This is a genomic window from Streptomyces sp. ACA25 (genome assembly GCF_028200735.1).
GTDB lineage: Bacteria > Actinomycetota > Actinomycetes > Streptomycetales > Streptomycetaceae > Streptomyces.
Genome location: NZ_JAQKPV010000016.1, coordinates 49,176 through 66,725, shown reverse-complemented (window position 1 = coordinate 66,725; position 17,550 = coordinate 49,176). Strand labels below are relative to the sequence as shown.

Annotated in this window: 16 protein-coding genes and 1 pseudogene; 11 read left to right on the top strand and 6 right to left on the bottom strand. The window is 72.9% G+C overall.

All coding sequences use genetic code 11. The features are described 5' to 3' along the window. Positions 1-4 precede the first annotated feature (4 nt). The 6 genes from fdh (at position 5) to PJ985_RS21010 (ending at position 6,954) form a co-directional block, all read left to right on the top strand. Positions 5-3,313, top strand: a complete 3,309-nt coding sequence (fdh, locus tag PJ985_RS21035) for a formate dehydrogenase (protein ID WP_271685476.1) — start codon at positions 5-7, stop codon at positions 3,311-3,313. After that, a complete protein-coding gene (locus PJ985_RS21030) occupies positions 3,310-4,272 on the top strand; it encodes a 4Fe-4S dicluster domain-containing protein (RefSeq protein WP_271685446.1) in 963 nt (320 codons plus the stop codon). The genes fdh and PJ985_RS21030 overlap by 4 nt, the downstream gene beginning before the upstream one ends. A 104-nt stretch (positions 4,273-4,376) precedes the next feature. Continuing rightward, on the top strand, positions 4,377-5,309 hold the full coding sequence (gene nrfD / locus PJ985_RS21025; RefSeq protein WP_271685445.1) for an NrfD/PsrC family molybdoenzyme membrane anchor subunit: 933 nt from the start codon (positions 4,377-4,379) through the stop codon (positions 5,307-5,309). A 176-nt stretch (positions 5,310-5,485) separates the two neighbouring features. Then, positions 5,486-6,013, top strand: a complete 528-nt coding sequence (locus PJ985_RS21020) for a snapalysin family zinc-dependent metalloprotease (RefSeq protein WP_271685475.1) — start codon at positions 5,486-5,488, stop codon at positions 6,011-6,013. Positions 6,014-6,043: 30 nt separating this feature from the next. Then, positions 6,044-6,424, top strand: coding sequence for a PPOX class F420-dependent oxidoreductase (locus PJ985_RS21015; RefSeq protein WP_271685444.1), 381 nt, complete (start codon positions 6,044-6,046; stop codon positions 6,422-6,424). Between the two features lie 26 nt (positions 6,425-6,450). Then, positions 6,451-6,954, top strand: coding sequence for a metallophosphoesterase family protein (locus PJ985_RS21010; RefSeq protein ID WP_271685443.1), 504 nt, complete (start codon positions 6,451-6,453; stop codon positions 6,952-6,954). Between the two features lie 138 nt (positions 6,955-7,092). Here the strand turns inward: PJ985_RS21010 and PJ985_RS21005 are convergent, their stop codons facing one another. The 3 genes from PJ985_RS21005 to PJ985_RS20995 form a co-directional block, all read right to left on the bottom strand. Continuing rightward, complete coding sequence (locus PJ985_RS21005; RefSeq protein WP_271685442.1) at positions 7,093-8,538, bottom strand: glycoside hydrolase family 6 protein; 1,446 nt, start codon at positions 8,536-8,538, stop codon at positions 7,093-7,095. Between the two features lie 300 nt (positions 8,539-8,838). Beyond that, a complete protein-coding gene (locus PJ985_RS21000) occupies positions 8,839-9,447 on the bottom strand; it encodes an MBL fold metallo-hydrolase (protein WP_271685441.1) in 609 nt (202 codons plus the stop codon). Beyond that, on the bottom strand, positions 9,444-10,532 hold the full coding sequence (locus tag PJ985_RS20995; RefSeq protein ID WP_271685440.1) for an S-(hydroxymethyl)mycothiol dehydrogenase: 1,089 nt from the start codon (positions 10,530-10,532) through the stop codon (positions 9,444-9,446). Before PJ985_RS20995 ends, PJ985_RS21000 begins: the two co-directional genes overlap by 4 nt. Before the next feature lie 695 nt (positions 10,533-11,227). On the opposite strand from PJ985_RS20995, the gene PJ985_RS20990 reads away from it, so the two are divergent. Together PJ985_RS20990 and PJ985_RS20985 are read left to right on the top strand one after the other, a co-directional pair. Continuing rightward, positions 11,228-11,767, top strand: coding sequence for a DoxX family membrane protein (locus tag PJ985_RS20990; RefSeq protein ID WP_271685439.1), 540 nt, complete (start codon positions 11,228-11,230; stop codon positions 11,765-11,767). Positions 11,768-11,858: 91 nt separating this feature from the next. Beyond that, positions 11,859-12,104: pseudogene (locus PJ985_RS20985) on the top strand (carboxymuconolactone decarboxylase family protein); the annotation flags it as partial. A 38-nt stretch (positions 12,105-12,142) separates the two neighbouring features. Here PJ985_RS20985 and PJ985_RS20980 read toward each other — a convergent pair. The 3 genes from PJ985_RS20980 to PJ985_RS20970 form a co-directional block, all read right to left on the bottom strand. After that, entirely contained in the window at positions 12,143-12,895 is a 753-nt protein-coding gene (locus PJ985_RS20980) for a hypothetical protein (protein WP_271685438.1), read from the bottom strand. Between the two features lie 331 nt (positions 12,896-13,226). After that, entirely contained in the window at positions 13,227-13,937 is a 711-nt protein-coding gene (locus PJ985_RS20975; RefSeq protein ID WP_271685437.1) for a hypothetical protein, read from the bottom strand. A gap of 449 nt (positions 13,938-14,386) precedes the next feature. Beyond that, positions 14,387-14,689 carry a hypothetical protein gene (locus tag PJ985_RS20970; RefSeq protein WP_271685436.1) on the bottom strand — a complete coding sequence of 101 codons (303 nt, stop codon included), beginning with the start codon at positions 14,687-14,689 and terminating at the stop codon, positions 14,387-14,389. A 164-nt stretch (positions 14,690-14,853) separates the two neighbouring features. On the opposite strand from PJ985_RS20970, the gene PJ985_RS20965 reads away from it, so the two are divergent. The 3 genes from PJ985_RS20965 (at position 14,854) to PJ985_RS20955 (ending at position 17,497) form a co-directional block, all read left to right on the top strand. Beyond that, entirely contained in the window at positions 14,854-15,405 is a 552-nt protein-coding gene (locus PJ985_RS20965) for an NUDIX domain-containing protein (protein WP_271685435.1), read from the top strand. A gap of 144 nt (positions 15,406-15,549) precedes the next feature. Continuing rightward, positions 15,550-16,824 (top strand): ArgE/DapE family deacylase, encoded by a 1,275-nt coding sequence (locus PJ985_RS20960; RefSeq protein WP_271685434.1) that lies wholly within the window; start codon positions 15,550-15,552, stop codon positions 16,822-16,824. Positions 16,825-17,008: 184 nt separating this feature from the next. Beyond that, positions 17,009-17,497, top strand: a complete 489-nt coding sequence (locus PJ985_RS20955; RefSeq protein WP_271685433.1) for a glutathione peroxidase — start codon at positions 17,009-17,011, stop codon at positions 17,495-17,497. Positions 17,498-17,550 lie beyond the last annotated feature (53 nt).

Sequence of the window (17,550 nt, the reverse complement as noted above, 5' to 3'; positions counted from 1 at the left end):
CGCCATGGGGGTACGGCAGTGGTTCGAGGGCTGGCCGGTGTACCGGCAGCTCACCGGCGACGACCCGCTGGGCAGGGGTACCGCCGCGCGTTCACGGCGCACCGAACAGCTCAGCGCCCGCACCGGCAGCGCCGACCGCGTGGTGCCTTCGGTGTGCCCGTACTGCGCCGTGGGGTGCGGGCAGCGGGTCTTCGTCGAGGACGAGCGGATCACCCAGATCGAGGGGGACCCCGACTCGCCGGTCTCGCGGGGGCGGCTCTGTCCCAAGGGAGCGGCGAGCAAACAGCTGGTCACCAGCCCCGGCCGGGTCTCCACCGTGCTGTACCGCCGCCCGCACAGCACCACGTGGGAGCGGATCCCGCTGGACCGGGCGATGGACATGATCGCCGACCGGGTGATCGGCACCCGTGCGCAGACCTGGCAGGAATCGGACGAGGGCGCCCGGGTCCGGCGGACGCTCGGCATCGCCTCGCTGGGCGGCGCGACCCTGGACAATGAGGAGAACTACCTGCTCAAGAAGTTGTACACGGCCCTGGGCGCCATCCAGGTGGAGAACCAGGCCCGTATTTGACACTCCTCCACCGTTCCCGGTCTGGGGACCTCGTTCGGTCGCGGCGGAGCGACCACCTTCCAGCAGGACCTGGCACGCGCGGACTGCATCCTGATCCAGGGCTCGAACATGGCCGAGTGCCATCCTGTCGGGTTCCAGTGGGTGATGGAGGCCAAGGCGCGGGGCGCGACCGTCATCCATGTCGACCCCCGCTTCACCCGCACCAGCGCGATGGCCGATCTGCACGTGCCGCTGCGGGCGGGCTCCGACATCGCGTTCCTCGGCGCGCTGATCAACCATGTGCTCAGCACCGGGAAGGACTTCCGGGAGTACGTGGTCGCCTACACGAATGCCTCCGCGATCCTGCGCGAGGACTTCGCCGGCCCCGAGGACCTGGACGGCCTGTTCTCCGGCTTCGACCCCGAGCAACGCTCCTACGACCCGCTGACCTGGATGTACGAGGGCACCGAGGCAGCCCCGGCCGCCGGGGAACGCGGCCGGTGGCGGTCCTCGCACGGGCAGCATGCGGCGGCGGAGCACGGCGGCGCCGGACACCGGGACACCGCCCGCGCGGAGGCCTACGGCGAAGGCGGGCCCGGCGTGGGCGAAGCAGCGGCCACCGACCCCACGCTCCAGCACCCACGATGCGTCTATCAGGTACTCAAGCGGCACTTCGCCCGGTACACACCGGAGCTGGTGGAGGACGTCTGCGGCATCCCGCCGGAGCAGTTCGCGCAGGTCGCCGAGGCGATCACCGCGAATTCCGGGCGCGAGCGCACCACGGCGCTGTGCTACTCGGTCGGCTGGACCCAGCACACGGTCGGTGTGCAGTACATCCGCAGCGCCTCGATTCTGCAGACCCTGCTGGGCAACATCGGCCGCCCGGGCGGCGGGATTCTCGCCCTGCGCGGGCACGCCAGCATCCAGGGCTCCACCGACGTGCCCACCCTGTTCGACCTGCTGCCCGGCTATCTCCCCATGCCGCACGCCGGCCGGCATCACGACCTCCACGCCTACGTGGACGCCACCACCGGCCCGACCGGCTACTGGGGCAACATGCGCGCCTACACGGTCAGCCTGCTGAAAGCCTGGTGGGGGCAGGCCGCCACGGAGGACAACGACTTCCGGTTCGACTGGCTGCCGCGGCTGACCGGCGACCACGGGAGCTACCGGACCGTGCTGAACCAGATCGCCGGGGAGTGCAAGGGCTACTTCCTGATCGGTGAGAATCCGGCAGTCGGGTCCGCCAACGCAAAACTCCAGCGCCTCGGCCTGGCCAACCTGGACTGGCTGGTGGTACGGGATCTGCAGCTGATCGAGAGCGCGACGTTCTGGCAGGACGGGCCGGAGATCGAGACCGGTGAGCTGCGCACCGAGGAGATCCCGACGGAGGTCTTCTTCGTGCCCGCGGCGGCGCACACGGAGAAGTCCGGCAGCTTCACGAACACCCAGCGGCTGGTGCAATGGCACCACCAGGCCGTCGACCCGCCGGGCGATGCCCGCAGCGATCTGTGGTTCGCCTACCACCTGGGCCGGATCATCCGGGAGAAGCTGGCCGGCTCACCGCAGAAACGGGACCGCCCGCTGCTCGAACTGACCTGGGACTACCCGACAGAGGGCCCGCACGCTGAACCGAGCGCCGAGGCGGTGCTCGCGGAGATGAACGGTGAGGGACCGGACGGACCGCTGGCCGCCTCCACGCAACTGCGGGACGACGGGTCGACCAGCTGCGGCGTCTGGATCTACTGCGGGATCCGGGCCGGTGGCCACAACCACGCCGCGAACCGCCGGCCGGGCAGCGAACAGAGCTGGGTGGCGCCCGACTGGGCGTGGGCCTGGCCGGCGAACCGCCGCATCCTGTACAACCGGGCCTCGGCCGACCCGGAGGGAAGGCCGTGGAGCGAGCGGAAGAAATACCTGTGGTGGGACGCCGGGGCAGGACGGTGGACCGGTGAGGACGTCCCGGACTTCGAACCGGACAAGCCGCCGGACTACCGGCCGCCCCCCGGGGCCCGGGCGCAGGACGCCCTCTCGGGGACGTCCCCGTTCATCATGCAGAGCGACGGCCTGGCCTGGCTCTTCGCGCCGGCCGGGCTGGCCGACGGGCCCCTGCCGGCTCACTACGAGCCCTACGAGTCGCCGGTGGACAACCCGCTCTACCGGCAGCAGACCAACCCCACGCTCCGGACGTACTCCCACCCCGCGAACCGCTACCACCCCAGCCCCAGTGAGGTCTTCCCTTACGTCTTCACCACCTACCGGCTGACCGAGCACCACACCGCCGGAGGCATGAGCCGCACCCTCCCGTACCTCTCCGAACTGCAGCCGGAGTTCTTCTGCGAGGTCTCTCCCGAGCTGGCCGCCGAGCGCGGTCTGGAGCACCTGGGCTGGGCGACCGTCGTGTCGGCCCGCGCCGCCATCGAGGCCCGGGTGCTGGTCACCGACCGCATCAGGCCGCTGCGGGCGCGGGGACGCACCATTCACCAGGTCGGGCTGCCCTACCACTGGGGTCCGAACGGCCTGTCCACCGGAGACGCGGCGAACGAGCTGCTCTCCGTCGTCCTGGACCCCAATGTGCACATCCAGGAAGCCAAGGCGGCGACCTGCGACATCCGGCCGGGCCGGCGCCCGCGCGGGGCCGGCCTGCCGGGCTACGTCGCGGAACACCGCAGGCGGGCCCGTATCCCCGACGGCCCCGGCGCCGACGGGGGAGACAGCGCGGCGGACCCGCCCGCGGACCGGAACGGAGACTCCCTGCCATGACGACTGCCGACGCCGGCCGGCCCGGCCCGTCCGACGACCCCGGAAGGAAGGCCGGCCCGGTGGCCCCGGACCCGCCCCGGGTGGGGTTCTTCACGGACACCTCCGTGTGCATCGGGTGCAAGGCCTGCCAGGTGGCGTGCAAGGAATGGAATCTCGTCCCACCCGGGGACGGAGGCCTCGAACTGCTGGGACAGTCCTTCGACAACGCGGGGGCGCTGAGCGCCAACACCTGGCGGCACGTGGCCTTCATCGAACAGCAGGTCCCGCCCGCATCCCCGCCCCGCGCTCCCGTGGACCTGGGGATGCCGGAGGCGGCCCTCCCCGGCCGGCCCCCCGCACCGCCCCGGGCTCCCGGATCCGCGGAGCCAGGGGCCGGGGAGGCCGGGCGCGAGGTGCGCTGGCTGATGTCCAGCGACGTGTGCAAGCACTGCACCCGTGCGGCCTGCCTGGACGTCTGCCCCACCGGTTCGCTCTTCCGCACCGAGTACGGGACGGTCGTGGTGCAGGACGACATCTGCAACGGCTGCGGCTACTGTGTGCCCGCCTGCCCCTACGGGGTGATCGACATCCGTGAGGGGGACGGCCGGGCGTTCAAGTGCACGCTCTGCTACGACCGTCTGGGGGCAGGCCAGGAACCGGCCTGTGCTCAGGCCTGTCCCACGGACTCCATCCAGTTCGGCCCGCTGGAGGAGCTCCGCGAGCGGGCGGCGGGGCGGCTGGGCGAGCTGCACGGGCGCGGGGTGGAGGAGGCGCGGCTGTACGGTCACGACCCGGAGGACGGGGTGGGCGGGGACGGCGCGTTCTTCCTGCTGCTCGACGAGCCGGAGGTGTACGGGCTGCCGCCGGACCCGGTGGTCACCACCCGTGACCTGCCGTCCATGTGGCGCCACGCACTGGTGGCGGCGCTCGGTGTGACGGTGAGTGTGGCCGTGTCCTTCCTCGGCCGCGGGCCCCGGTGAGGCAGGGTGAGGGGCCAGTTCCGGAGCACCCGGGCGCCGGCCGGGGCGCGGCACATGCGGCCGGGTCCGTCCGGGCCGGGCCGGAGAAAGCGAGACGTGGGCGCATGGTGAGGATCCGGGGCAGCCGACGGGAGGCGGAGCAGGTTCCGCCGGCCGACTTCCGTTCCTACTACGGGCGGCCGGTGCTGAAGCGCCCTACCTGGAAGGTGCCGGATGTGCCCGGTTACCTCTTCCTCGGAGGCATGGCGGGGGCGTCCGCGACCATGGCCGCCGTCGCTGACCGCACCGGCCGGCCGGAACTCGCCCGGACGGGCCGGTGGGTGGCCGCCGCCGGTTCGTCGGCCAGCGTGCTCGCGCTCATCCACGACCTGGGCCGCCCCGCCCGGTTTCTCTACATGCTCCGGGTCGTCAAGCCGACCTCCCCGTTGTCGGTGGGGACCTGGATCCTCGCTCCGTTCTCCACTCTGACCGCCGCCGCGCTCGCCGCTCAGGTGACCGGGCGGTTCCCGGGCGCGGGCCGGTGGGCCGGGGCCGGGGCGGCCGTGCTCGGGCCGCTGATGTGCACCTACACGGCGGTCCTGCTCGCCGACACCGCGGTCCCGTCCTGGCACGAGGCCCACCCGGAGCTGCCGTTCGTCTTCGCCGGCAGCGCGCTGGCCTCCGGCGCGGGGGCGGCGCTGCTGGCCGCTCCCGCCGCCGTGCACGGCCCCCCGGCCCGCATGGCGGTCATCGGTGCGGGGCTGGAGCTCGCCGCGCTGCACCGGATCGAGCACCGGCTCGGTCTGCTCGCCGAGCCCTACCGCCGGGGACGTCCCCGGCTGCTGCTGCGGGCGAGCCGGCTGCTGAACGCGGCCGGGGCGGGTCTGACGCTGCTGGGCCGTCGCAGCCGGACGGCCTCGGCCCTTGCCGGATCGGCTTTCCTGGCGGCGGGACTGTGCACCCGGTTCGGCGTGTTCGAAGCCGGGGTCGCCTCCGCCGAGGACCCGAAGTACACGGTGCTGCCGCAGCGGAGTCGTCAGGCGGCCGGGACCGGCTGAGACCGGCAGCCGGCCAGTCCTGGAAACCTACGGGGTTGAAAAGGAGTCGCTGTGGGCAGAGGGGGAATGGACGATGACCTGTCATGAGCATGGTCCTCGCCGTACCCCACAGGCCGTACCCCCACAGGAGGACGATCGTGAAGTTCGGCAGAGCAGCACGGCTGCTGGTGACGCTGATGGTGACCGCGCTGGCCTGGACCGGCGGACAGGCGTTCGCCGCGACCTCGGCCGAGGACGACCGGCCCTTCGCCGCCCGGGTCGTGACCTATGACGCGAGTGGCGCCGCCGAGTTCCGGCAGGCGGTCGACAGAGGAGCGGCAGCGTGGAACCAGAGCGTCGCCAACGTCCGTCTGGAGCCCGTCCGCGCGGGCCAGCGGGCCAACATCCGGGTGGTCGCGGACAACGGCTGGCCGCGCGCCCGGATGACCAGCCTGGGTAACGGCACCGTCTGGATGGGCCGTCAGGCCGTCGCCGAGGGGTACAACAGCGTACGGATCGCCTCCCACGAGTTCGGTCACATCCTCGGCCTGCCGGACGTGAAGCCCGGCCCGTGCTCCAGCCTGATGTCCGGCTCCTCCGCCGGCGTCTCCTGCACCAACCCCTACCCGGACTCGCGTGAGAGGGCTGCGGTCGAGCGGTACTTCGGCGGCTCCCTGGCCGCCCGCCCGGCCGCCCTCCAGCAGGCCCTGGCCCTCGCGGGCTGACGGGACGCGCTCCACCCGTAGAGTGGGCGCATGACGGAACCGCTGGAACGACTGAGCGCCGGAAAGTATGTGCTGGTCACGACGTTCCGGAAGGACGGCCGCGCGGTCGGCACACCGGTCTGGGCGGCCCGGGACGGGGATGCCCTGGCCGTGTGGACGGCCGCCGACTCGGGCAAGGTCAAGCGCCTCCGCAATCGTGCCGATGTGCGGCTCGCCCCCTGCGATGTCCGGGGGAGGCCCACCGGCGGGGAGGTGTCCGGGCGGGCCGAGATCCTGGACGCGGAGGGGAGCCGGCGCCACCGGCAGCTGATCGCGCGCAAGTACGGTCTGACGGGCCGGCTGGTCCTCCTGGGCAGCCGGCTCCGCCGGGGCAGTGGCGGCACGGTGGGGATCAGGATCACGCCCACCTGATGCCGGCGGCGCAGCAGGGTCGCGGTGTGCGACTGCTTCTGATGTCCGACACCCATCTGCCCCGGCGCGCCGCACGGCTGCCGGTGGAGCTGCTGGAGCAGGTCGCGGCCGCCGACGTGGTGATCCATGCGGGGGACTGGGTGGACACCGCCACCCTCGACCTGCTGGAGGACCGCTCCCGGCGGCTCATCGGGGTGTACGGCAACAACGACGGCCCCGGGCTGCGGGCCCGGCTGCCGGAAGTGGCCCGGGCGGAGCTGGGCGGGCTGCGGTTCGGCGTCGTGCACGAGACCGGACCGGCACCCGGCCGCGAACGCCGGTGCGCCGCGCGCTTTCCCGACCTGGACGTGCTGGTCTTCGGACACAGCCACATTCCCTGGGACAGCGTGGCCGGCGACCGGCTGCGGCTGCTCAATCCGGGCTCGCCGACCGACCGGCGCCGGCAGCCGCACTGCACGTACCTGACGGCCGAGGTGGCCGCAGGCCGGCTCAGTGGCGTCACCCTGCACCGGCTGCCGGCCCGCCGGTAGACGGACCCGCCTTACCGGTGCGGGACGCGTGCCTTACCGGTGCGGGACGCGCGGCCCGCACCGGCACAGCCAGAGCGCCGGCCCGCGGAAGTACTCCGCGGGCCGGCGCCGGCACGGTGCGGGACCGGCCGGACCCGGTCAGCTCAGGTTGACCCGGGCGGGTGCCGGGTTGCTGCCGGTGGAGGTGGCGTTGAAACCGATGGTCACGGAGCTGCCGTCCGCCACCACCGCGTTCCAGTCCGCGCTGCGGCAGGAAACCTGGCTGCCGCTCTGCGTGCAGGTGGCGTTCCACGCCTGGTCGAGCTGCTGGCCGCCGGTGAACTCCCAGTCCACGTTCCAGCCGTTCAGCGAGGCGCCGTCACAGGCGATGCGGACTTCACCCGAGAAGCCGCTGGACCACTCGTTGACCACCGCGTACGTGGCCGAGCAGCCGTCGCCGCTGCCGCCGGTCGTGCCGCCGGTGGTGGCCCCGCCGGCGGTCGTGCCCCCGGTCGATCCACCGTCCGTGGTGCCCTCACTGGAGCCGCCGGTGGTACCGCCCGAGCTTCCTCCGGCGGTGCCGCCGCCGGTGGTCCCGCTGCCGGGCTCCTGGGCGTTCTGCGCCAGCTCGTACGCGATGTCGGCGTTGAACTGGCCGGCCGGGCCCGCACAGCCGTCGACCTCACCCGGAGGCTTGATCCACAGGAAGGCGTCAATGTCCGGGTCACCGGTGTCGGCGGTCGGGGGCAGGCCGACACCGCGGCCGGACGGGTCGCACCACTCGCTGTCGGCGGTCGGCCCGCGGCCGTTGCGGCTGGTGTCGATCACCGCTCCGAGGCCGGGAGTCCCCAGCTCCGCGAGGACCGCCTTGGTGAAGGCGACCTCGTCGGGGGTGGCCCGGAAGTTGGAGGCGTTGCTGTAGATGCCGTCACCGTTCTGGGTGACCCCGGCCGAGCGCAGCCGGTCGGCCTGTACCGCAGGGCTGTTCCAGGAGGAGTGCCCGGCGTCGAAGTACACCTTGGCGGACGGGTTCGCGCTTCGGATGGCCGCTCCGGCACGGGACATGGAGGCATACCGGCTGGCCAGTTCCTGGCTGTCGAGGCAGGAGATCAGGGCCAGGGCGTCCGGCTCCAGGATGACCACCACCGGGTCGTTCCCGAGCCCGGCGGCGAAGCGGTCGATCCACTCGCCGTAGGCCTGGTGGCTGGGAGCGCCGCCGGAGGAGGCGCCGCCGCAGTCACGGTTGGGCATCTGGTAGGCCACCAGGACCGGGACCTGACCGGCCGCCGCGGCCGGGCCGGTCACCGCCCGCACGTCCTGCGTGACGGTTGACGGGGTGTAGTTGGCGAACCATATGCCCTGCGGGCGCTCACCGATCACCTGACTGATGAGCGGCTGCCGGTGATCGCCCTGATGGGCGGCCGTCCAGCGGGCGACCTGGGAGTCCGGGTCCTTGTAGAACTGGGTTCCGGAGGGCAGTTCGGCCGCGGCCTGCTGGGGCAGTGCCATCATCAGGCCGCCGGCCAGTGCCGCGACCACACCGCCGACCAGGACACCCAGTCGTCTGCGACGTGACCGGTAGTGCTTACGGCTCTCTTCACTCACTTCGCTACTCCGCATCATGCCGTGGGGGCACCGTGTGTCCGCGTGAGCGGGCACGGCGGCGGGAATGGGAGCGCTCCCAAGAACTGGCAGGCTACCGCCGGGAGTCGCCCCTGTAAACGCGTCGCGCACCGGAACGGCGACGCGGCCCCGGGCGGCCCGGCCCGGGGCGGTACTCCGCGGCCCGCCTGCCCGGCCCCCGCCGCCCTCGTGGCCCGGGGCGTCCGGTGGGCCGGGCCAGCGCAGCCGCGGGCGCGCGGAGGGGACGTGGGGTGGGCGGGTGACCGCCGAGCGGACGCGGCGTCAGTCGAGTGCGGCACGCTCCGCGGCGATCGTCGTGCTGTCGCCGTGTCCGGTGTGCACCACGGTCTCCGCCGGGAGTACGAACAGCCGTTCCCGGATGGACCGGAGGATGAGCCCGGAATCGGAGAACGACCGACCGGTGGCTCCCGGTCCGCCCTGGAACAGGGTGTCCCCGGTGAAGACGACGCCGAGCCCGTCCGCGTGGAAGCAGCAGGAACCCGGACTGTGTCCGGGCGTGTGCAGGACCGTCAGCCGGGTGCCGCCGACCTCGATGACCTGCCCGTCGGCGAGTTCCCCCTCCGGCGGGCGGTCCGGGTGGGTGAGCTGCCAGACCGGCAGGTCGGCGGGGTGCAGCAGAACGGGCGCGCCGGTGGCCACGGCGAGCTGCGGCGCGACCCTGACGTGATCGTCGTGGGCGTGGGTGGCCAGGACGGCGACGACCCGTCTGCCGGCGACGGTATCGATGATCGTCGAGGCATTGTGCGGGGCGTCGATGACCACGCACTCGTGGTCGTCCCCGATCACCCAGACGTTGTTGTCCACCTGGAAGGTCTCGCCGTCGAGGCTGAAGGTTCCGGAGGTGGTGGTGTGGTCGATGCGCGCGCTCACGGGAGGACCACCACCGACCGCAGCACGTCGCCGCCGCTCATCCGGGTGAAAGCCGCCTCGATGTCGTCCAGGGCGATGGTCTCGGAGACGAAGGCGTCCAGATCCAGCCGGCCCTGCAGATGGAGGTCGATGTACACGGGGAAGTCACGCGAGGGCAGGCAGTCCCCGTACCAGGAGGACTTCAGCGCCCCGCCCCGGCCGAAGACGTCGAGCAGCGGCAGTTCCAGCCGCATCTCCGGTGTGGGCACTCCGACCAGGACCGCCGTGCCGGCGAGGTCGCGTGCGTAGAAGGCCTGGGTGAAGGTCTCCGGCCGGCCGACCGCGTCGATCACCACGTCCGCACCGTGCCCTCCTGTCAGTTCGCGGATCGCCTCCACCGGGTCGGTGGAGCCGGCGTTCACGGTATGGGTGGCGCCCAGGCCGGCGGCCCGCTCCAGCTTGCGGTCGTCGAGGTCGACGGCGATGATCCGGGTGGCTCCGCCGACCCGCGCGCCGGCGACGGCCGCACTCCCGACCCCGCCGCAGCCGATCACGGCGACGCTGTCACCACGCGTGACGCCGCCGGTGTGGAGAGCGGCGCCCAGACCGGCAGTCACACCGCAGCCGAGCAGCCCCGCCACGGCGGGAGCGGCCGCTGGATCCACCTTGGTGCACTGCCCGGCGGCGACCAGTGTCTTCTCCGCGAAGGCACCGATGCCCAGGGCGGGCGACAGTGCGGTGCCATCGGCGAGCGTCATCTTCCGCTCGGCGTTGTGCGTGTCGAAGCAGTACCAGGGGCGGCCGCGCCGACAGGCCCGGCACCGGCCGCACACCGCACGCCAGTTGAGGATCACGAAGTCACCGGGCTCGACCTCCTCGACGCCCGCACCCACCGACTCGACCAGGCCGGCCGCCTCGTGGCCCAGGAGAAAGGGGAAGTCGTCACCGATCCCGCCCTCCCGGTAGTGCAGGTCGGTGTGGCACACCCCGCAGGCCTGCACCTTCACCACGGCCTCTCCGGGCCCCGGGTCGGGGACCAGCACTGTCTCCAGCGACACGGGCTCCCCTTTTGCCCGGGTCACCACCGCTCGGACTTCCTGCGTCATCAGGTTTCCTCTCGTTGCGCCGGCCTCCGGGCCCGGCGCGCGGGGGCGCCGGACGGCCACCGGTCGCGGCTCCGCCGTTCGTCCCGCCAGTGTCCTGAAGACCGCGGGCCGCGTCAGCACGCTACGCCGATCCCCGGCCCGGCGGCGTATTCCCGGCCCTCGTAATCCAGGGTGCGGGCAGCTTGGTTCGGCAGGCGCGAGGGCGGGAGGAACAGCCGACACGATTGGCTGCACGCCTTCGGCCCGCACGGTCCTGGAGACTTCGACGAACTACGCGCCTTCGCGCCACTCCTGCCCCGGCGTCTCCCGTGGTGTCTCCAGCAGCAGCGGACGGAGCACCAGGGGCCGCCGGAGGAGACCGCGGTGGTCAGCGGGCGAAAAGTGCTGTCGCAGTACATCTTGCCAGGTCCCGGGCTTGCTCGTAGAGTCCGAAGCGGCAGTGCAATGGGAGCGCTCCCACACCCCCCATTGCTTCTGCTGAAGGGACATCATGACGTCTCCTCCTCGCTCAGTCGCGACAGCAATCCGCCCGGTCCCGCCTCGCGAAGATCTCCGTGCGGCAGCGGTGCGGCCCTCTCCCGGAGGCTCCGCCCTCGCGGTCCGCCCATGGGGCCCCGCCGGTCCGGCCTTGCCGGCCGACGGCGCCCGGTCCGGCCCCGGGCCGCTCACCCGGCCGGAAGTCGGGGGTGGCGGTCATGAGTGATTCCCGGGCCGGCGGGCGGCTCCACCGCCACAGTCTCTGCTCGCTCGCGGGTCGCTACCAGAAGTACAGCGTCACCGCGCTGAGAGTCTCCGTCGGCCTGCTCTTCGTGTGGTTCGGCATCCTGAAGCTGCTGCCCGGAAACAGCCCGGCGGAAGATGTCGCGACCCGGGCCATGAGTGCCATGACGTTCGGGCAGGTGGCCCCGGAGGTGTCCCGTCCGCTGCTGGCCGGCATGGAGATCCTCATCGGGGCCGGGCTGATCACCGGTCTGCTGTTACGCCTGACGCTGCTCGTCTTCTTCGTGCACATGTCCGGGGTGTTCCTGACCCTGGCGATCCTGCACGGTGAGATGTGGAACGGAGGCGTCGCCTTCCCCACCCTGGCAGGGCAGTACATCCTCAAGAACATCGTCCTGGTGGTCGCGGTTCTCACGGTCGCGGCCGACGCACTGGCGGCACGGCCGGCTCCGCCGGACCGCGGGGACCGGGACCGGGCGGGGGAGGAGCACCGGATCCGGCAGACCGCCGGCTGACCGACCCGCCGGGCAGGGCCGACGGGTCCCGCCCCCCGCCCCGCCCGGCGGGCCGGCAGCGGGCCGGAGCGCCTCCCGCGTGGTGTCTCCTGCCTGGGGCGAGGTGTGGACCCGTCCAGGGCTCAGCCGCCGGATGCGCAGCGTCACCCTCACCGCGCTGACCGCCGGCGGGCATCACGAAGAGCTGGCCACGCATGTACGAGCGGCGCTCCGCAATGGCCTCGCCCCGCAGGAAATCCAGGAAGTACTGCTGCACGGCGCCGTCTACTGCGGGGTACCCGCGGCGAACTCCGCGTTCGCCATCGCCGACACGGTCCTGAGGGAAGGGAAGCGCTGAGGAACGCCTCCGCCCCCGGGACGCTGGGGCCGGCCGGGTCAGGAGTCCGGCAGGTCCATGAGACGGCCGAACTCCTCGGTCTCCCCGTCGTCCCAGTCAACGGTCAAGGTGTTGCCGTCCACGACCGCGTCGCCGCCGAAGCTGCCGGTCTCCGCGCCGTCCTCCTCACAGATGAAGGCCAGCCGGTGACTGCCGTCCAGACGCAGGTACATCCCGTGGCAGTCCTCCAGCCCTCGCCGCATGCCGGCCCGGTAGCGGTTCGCCCCTGCTTCCTCGATCTCTTCGTCCGTCAGCACCATGACCCACAGCGGGTTGTCCCGGGACTGCCATCCCCCGGTGATCCCTGTTCCGGTGGCTTCGGGTACCGGTACGGCCCGGTCGTCCCCGGGCGGCTCCATCTCCTCCACGTGGGGAGCCCGGGAGCCGGTGCTGTTCTCGCTGCCGGCGGGTGAGGGTTCCTCGCCGGGCGACTCCTGGGCGCTTCGCTCGGGGCTGCCGGCCACCGGCTGGTCGCTCTCCTCGCGGTCACCGCCCAGGAACAGCCAGACGCCGCCCGCACCGGTCAGCACCGCGGCGACGGCCGTCAGCCCGGCGAGGAGCCCCAGCCGCAGCCGAGCGGTGCGCCGGGGCGGTCCGGCCGGAGACGGTGGTGGCCCGAACTCGCCGGGCGGCCCGAACCGGCCCGGCGCGGGCGGTGGCCCGGGCGGTCCGAACCCCCCGGCGTACGGCGAGGGCAGGAGGCGAGGACCCGGCCGGTCCGGTGGCGGTGGGTGCGGTGGCTGCCGAGTCACGAAAGGACTCCTCCCCGTAGTGTCCCCCGGATTTTGCCAGGCAGACCGCGCGTTCCGCAGACCGCCCCCGGCCGGCCGGGGGGGCCGGCACGTCTGTCGGGACAGGCCGGACTGCCGACTCAACCCCGTTAAGACCTGCGGCAGTTGGCAGGTTCGGCGGCTTCTGGTCAAGGACCGGCGTCGGAACACTGATCGGACGTGGACCGGAGACAGCGGCGGCAGCACGTTCTTCCAGCCGGTCGTGCCGGCGCAGTCCCTGTACGGCCTGACCCTCGCGTACTGACCGCCGGCCGGCCGCGCCCGAGGGCCCGGCCGGGGCTGGTTGACGCTGTCAGGCGGCGGAGAAAGCGGCTGCCGTGACGTCGCGCTCGAGGGCCGCGGCCTGGAACCCGTAGGTGTCGACCGAACTGACTTTGACGATGATGCAGAACTGCTCCACCGAGTTCACGACCTCCGCCACCTGCCGGTAGGACTCTCTGAGGAAGTGCAGAGCGGCGTGGTTGGCGACGGCTCGCTGGCCGGAGATCAGCATGACCGGACGGGTCGCGCCCGGCGGGGTGAACTTGGCCACCAGCGCGTACTCCTGCTCCCCGCGCTTCCACCGGAACTTCTCGTCGCCGACCACGATGGCCAGCGAGTCCCGCCCGCCATGGGGACGCAGGGTGACGCCGGGAAGGTTGTGCGCGAGGTGCCCCGCGGTTCGGACGTTGGAGCCGCTGGGGCCTCCGATGCAGAACTCCATGCTCCCCTCGTTGCTGCCGAGGAAGGTGTCACTGGACTCGACGGAGACCTCACAACGCACTTCCCGGGCCAGTGTGGCCGCCTCGATCAGGGCATGCACGTCGTTGTGGTGCGTCGTGCCGGGCTTGTCGTACTTGTTGTTGAGGATGATGAGGCAGGTGCCTCCCGGCGTCATGCCGAAGAACCGGGCCTTGCGCCGGAGCGCGCGCACGGAGCCGAGACGCTGCCAGAGCCATACCCCTCCGCCGCTGAGGATGCTGGTCATCAGGCCGATCCCGACATTGACCATCGCGCCTGTCACTGTGTGCTCCCCCTCGCCCGGTACCGGGACACGGTAACGGCACCGCCCCCGCCGACCGCCCGGAACCTGGCGAGCGGCCGTCCTGAATCAGGGCCGGTTGACGAACCCACCCCGGTGCATGCCTCTTGGGCCGTCAGCGTACCGGCCACCGGAGCGGGACCGAGCTGTCTCCGGAGCGTCCTCGGGCGGTGCGGAAGCACCCGCGTGCGCGGTCACTCCGCGGGCCCCGTGGCGGCCGGAGCGGTCCTGGCGGCGGCCGCAGCCGGGCTCTCCGGCCGGGTGGTGACCCGGCCCGCGAGCAAGGCGGCGCCCAGGGCGGTCACGGCGAGGGCCAGCAGCGCGAACCGCAGGCCGACCGCGCCCGCGTGAACGCCGATGAGCGGCGGGGCCAGCAGAAATCCCGGCCACTGGCCGATGACCGCTGGTGCAGGCCAGTTGGGCTTCCGGTGTCACGCCCCCGGCCACGGCGAGGGTGCCGAGCACGCCGCCCCGAGCACCCCGCGGCTGAAGCAGGCGTGAAAGCTCGACATCAACGGACGGCCGTAGCGGTGTTCCACCTCCACGGCCTGTGCGTTCATCGGAGTGGCCAGGAGGCCCGCCGAGAAGCCCCAGGTCGCGAGCCCGACGACGAGCGCGACCGGTGTCGTCGCGCCCGCCAGCAGAGGAGCGTTCAGCTCGGCTGCGCGCCGTCCTCCGGCATGCCGCGGGCCCTCGCCGCGATCGGCCGCAGCAGCTCCGGGAACCGGTCTCACTCACGCTCTCTCCTTGCTTCCCGGACGTTGACCGAGTCTGCCTGGCAGGGCTCCGGCCCTCCACCGGTGGGCAGTCCCCGGCCCGGCCGCTGCCGGGCGGGGACCCCGGTGCTCCTGAGACGGAACCGTGCACAGGAGCCGCCCGGTGCCGGTAGCGTGCGGGCATGCCCGCCGACGATGCCCCCGCCATCTCAGGAGCCGCCCCGGATTCCCACTGTGCCCACTGCGGTGGGCGCCTCCCGGCCGGGGCGGGATGGCCGCGCGTCTGCGGGCGTTGCGGTCGCAGCACCTACCGCAACCCCCTGCCGGTGGCGGTCGCCCTGCTGCCGGTACGCCCCCGCAGCGGTCCGGCCGGCCTCGTCGTGGTGCGGCGCACCATCAGACCCCAGCGCGGCGAGCTCGCCCTGCCGGGCGGGTTCATCGACCACGGAGAGCTCTGGCAACGGGCGGTGGCCCGGGAGCTGGCCGAGGAGACCGGGATCACCGCACGGGAGGAGGAGGTGCGGCTCGCCGACGTCCTCAGCTCGACGGATGGGCACCTGCTCATCTTCGGCCTGCTCGCCGAACGCGACGTCACCGCGCTCCCGCCGTCGGAACCCACCGACGAGACCGAGGGCTGGGAGCTGCTGCCGGCCCCCGTCCCGCTCGCCTTCCCCCTGCACACCCGGGCGGCCCGGAACTGGTTCGAGGGTCGGTACCACCGCACCGGGGGGTGACGGGCACCGGGCCCGTCACCGTAAGGTCGGCCCCGGCGGGGGAGTCACCGCCCGCGGTCTTCCCGGGCCGACCACTTCCCCGCCGCGGCATTCCCGCGGGGCGGTGCGCAGCCGGGAAGCCGACGGGACGGACGGAGGAGTCGAGTGACCGCACCATTCAGTGCCCAGGAGGCCGCCGCTCTCGCCGCGGTCGACGAGGCGGCCATCGGCGGGACGCTGCTGGAACTCCTCGCGGTGCCCAGCGTCACCGGCAGCGCGGCCGAGTCGGAACTGCAGCACCGGCTGGCCCGGCGCCTCGACCGGCTCGGGCTCGAGGTAGACCTGTGGCCGATGGACCTGCCCGCGCTGCGCGCCGACCCCGGCTTTCCCGGTACCGAGGCACCGCGGGAAGAGGCGTGGGGGCTGGTGGCGACCACCCCTGGCGGCGGTGACGGCCCCACCATGATCCTGCAGGGACACGTCGACGTGGTGCCGCCCGGTGACCCGGCCCAGTGGGAGGGCGATCCGTTCGTCCCGCGCGTGGTGGGGGACACCGTGCACGGCCGAGGTGCCTGTGACATGAAAGCCGGCCTGGCAGCCAACCTGGCCGCCCTGGCGGCGATATGCGCGAGCGGAGCGAGGCTGCGCGGCCGGGTCGCCGCTCACTTCGTCGTCGGTGAGGAGGACGGCGGTCTCGGAGCGTTCGGCACCCTGCGGCGCGGCTGGACCGGAGACACCTGCGTCATCACCGAACCGACCGGCGGCACTCTGGTGACCGCCAACGCCGGTGCCCTGACCTTCCGCATCGAGATCCCCGGGAAGGCTTCGCACGCCAGCGTCCGTGACGCGGGCGTTTCCGCCATCGACGCCTACCTGCCGGTCCACCGCGCGCTCGCCCGGCTCGAAGAACGGCGCAATGCCGACCCTGACCCCTTGTTCGGCGAGTACCGCATCCCCTGGGCGCTGTCCGTCGGCACGCTGCGCAGCGGTGACTGGGCGAGCAGCGTTCCCGGCCTGCTCGTCGCCGAGGGCCGGATGGGGGTCCGCCTCGGCGAGCGCCCGGAGCGGGCCCGGGCCGATCTCGAGCGCTGTGTCGCCGAGACCTGTGCGGAGGACCCCTGGCTGCGCGCACACCCGGCGGTCGTGACCTGGCCCGGCGGCCAGTTCGCCAGTGGGCGACTGCCCGCCGGGCACCCGCTCCGCGACCTTGTCGGGGACGCGCACGCCGACGTCACCGGAGAGCCGCCGCCACGCGAGCGCGGCGCGCCGTACGGCAGCGACCTGCGGCTCTACTCCGCGGCCGGAGTGCCGACCCTGCAGTACGGTCCGGGAGACGTGCGGCTGGCCCACGGGCCCCGTGAGCAGGTCTCACTGTCCGAGACAGTGGACGTGGCCCGCACACTCGTCGTGGCTGCCCTGCGCAGCGTCGGCACGAGGTGAAGGGGCCGGGGCGGCCGGCTCTGTGCCGCGCTTCTGCTCTCCGCGCGGGCACGTTGACGCGCCGGGTTCGCCGCTTCCGTGCCCGACGTGTGCGCCGGGCCGCCCCGGTGCACGGGTGCCTGTCTCCCGGCGGGACAGCCCCCGCCGGGCCGGGGGGCGGCGTTCCTGGCTAGCATCGTCACCCATGTCTGTCTATGAAGCCGAGATCAACGCACTCCAGGGCGGTTCCGCGGACCTGGGACAGTACCGCGACAAGGCGGTCCTGATCGTCAACGTCGCCTCCAAGTGCGGTCTGACCCCGCAGTACGCAGGGCTGGAACAGCTGCACGAGCGTTACGCCGCGCGCGGATTCACCGTGCTGGGCGTGCCCTGCAACCAGTTCATGGGCCAGGAGCCCGGCACCTCGGAGGAGATCGCCGAGTTCTGCTCGGCCACCTACGGGGTCACGTTCCCGATGACCGAGAAGGCCGACGTCAACGGGGAGGCCCGGCACCCGCTCTACGCCGCACTGGTGGGGACGCCGGACGCGGAGGGCCACACCGGGGACGTACGGTGGAACTTCGAGAAGTTCCTGGTCGCCCCGGGGGGTGAGGTGACGGCCCGCTTCGGCCCGCAGACCCAGCCGGACGCCCCGGAGGTCGTCGCGGCCGTCGAGAAGGTGCTGCCCTCCTGACGGATGCCGCACCGGCGGCCCGCCCGCGGGCGGGCCGCCGGTGCGGCTGCCCG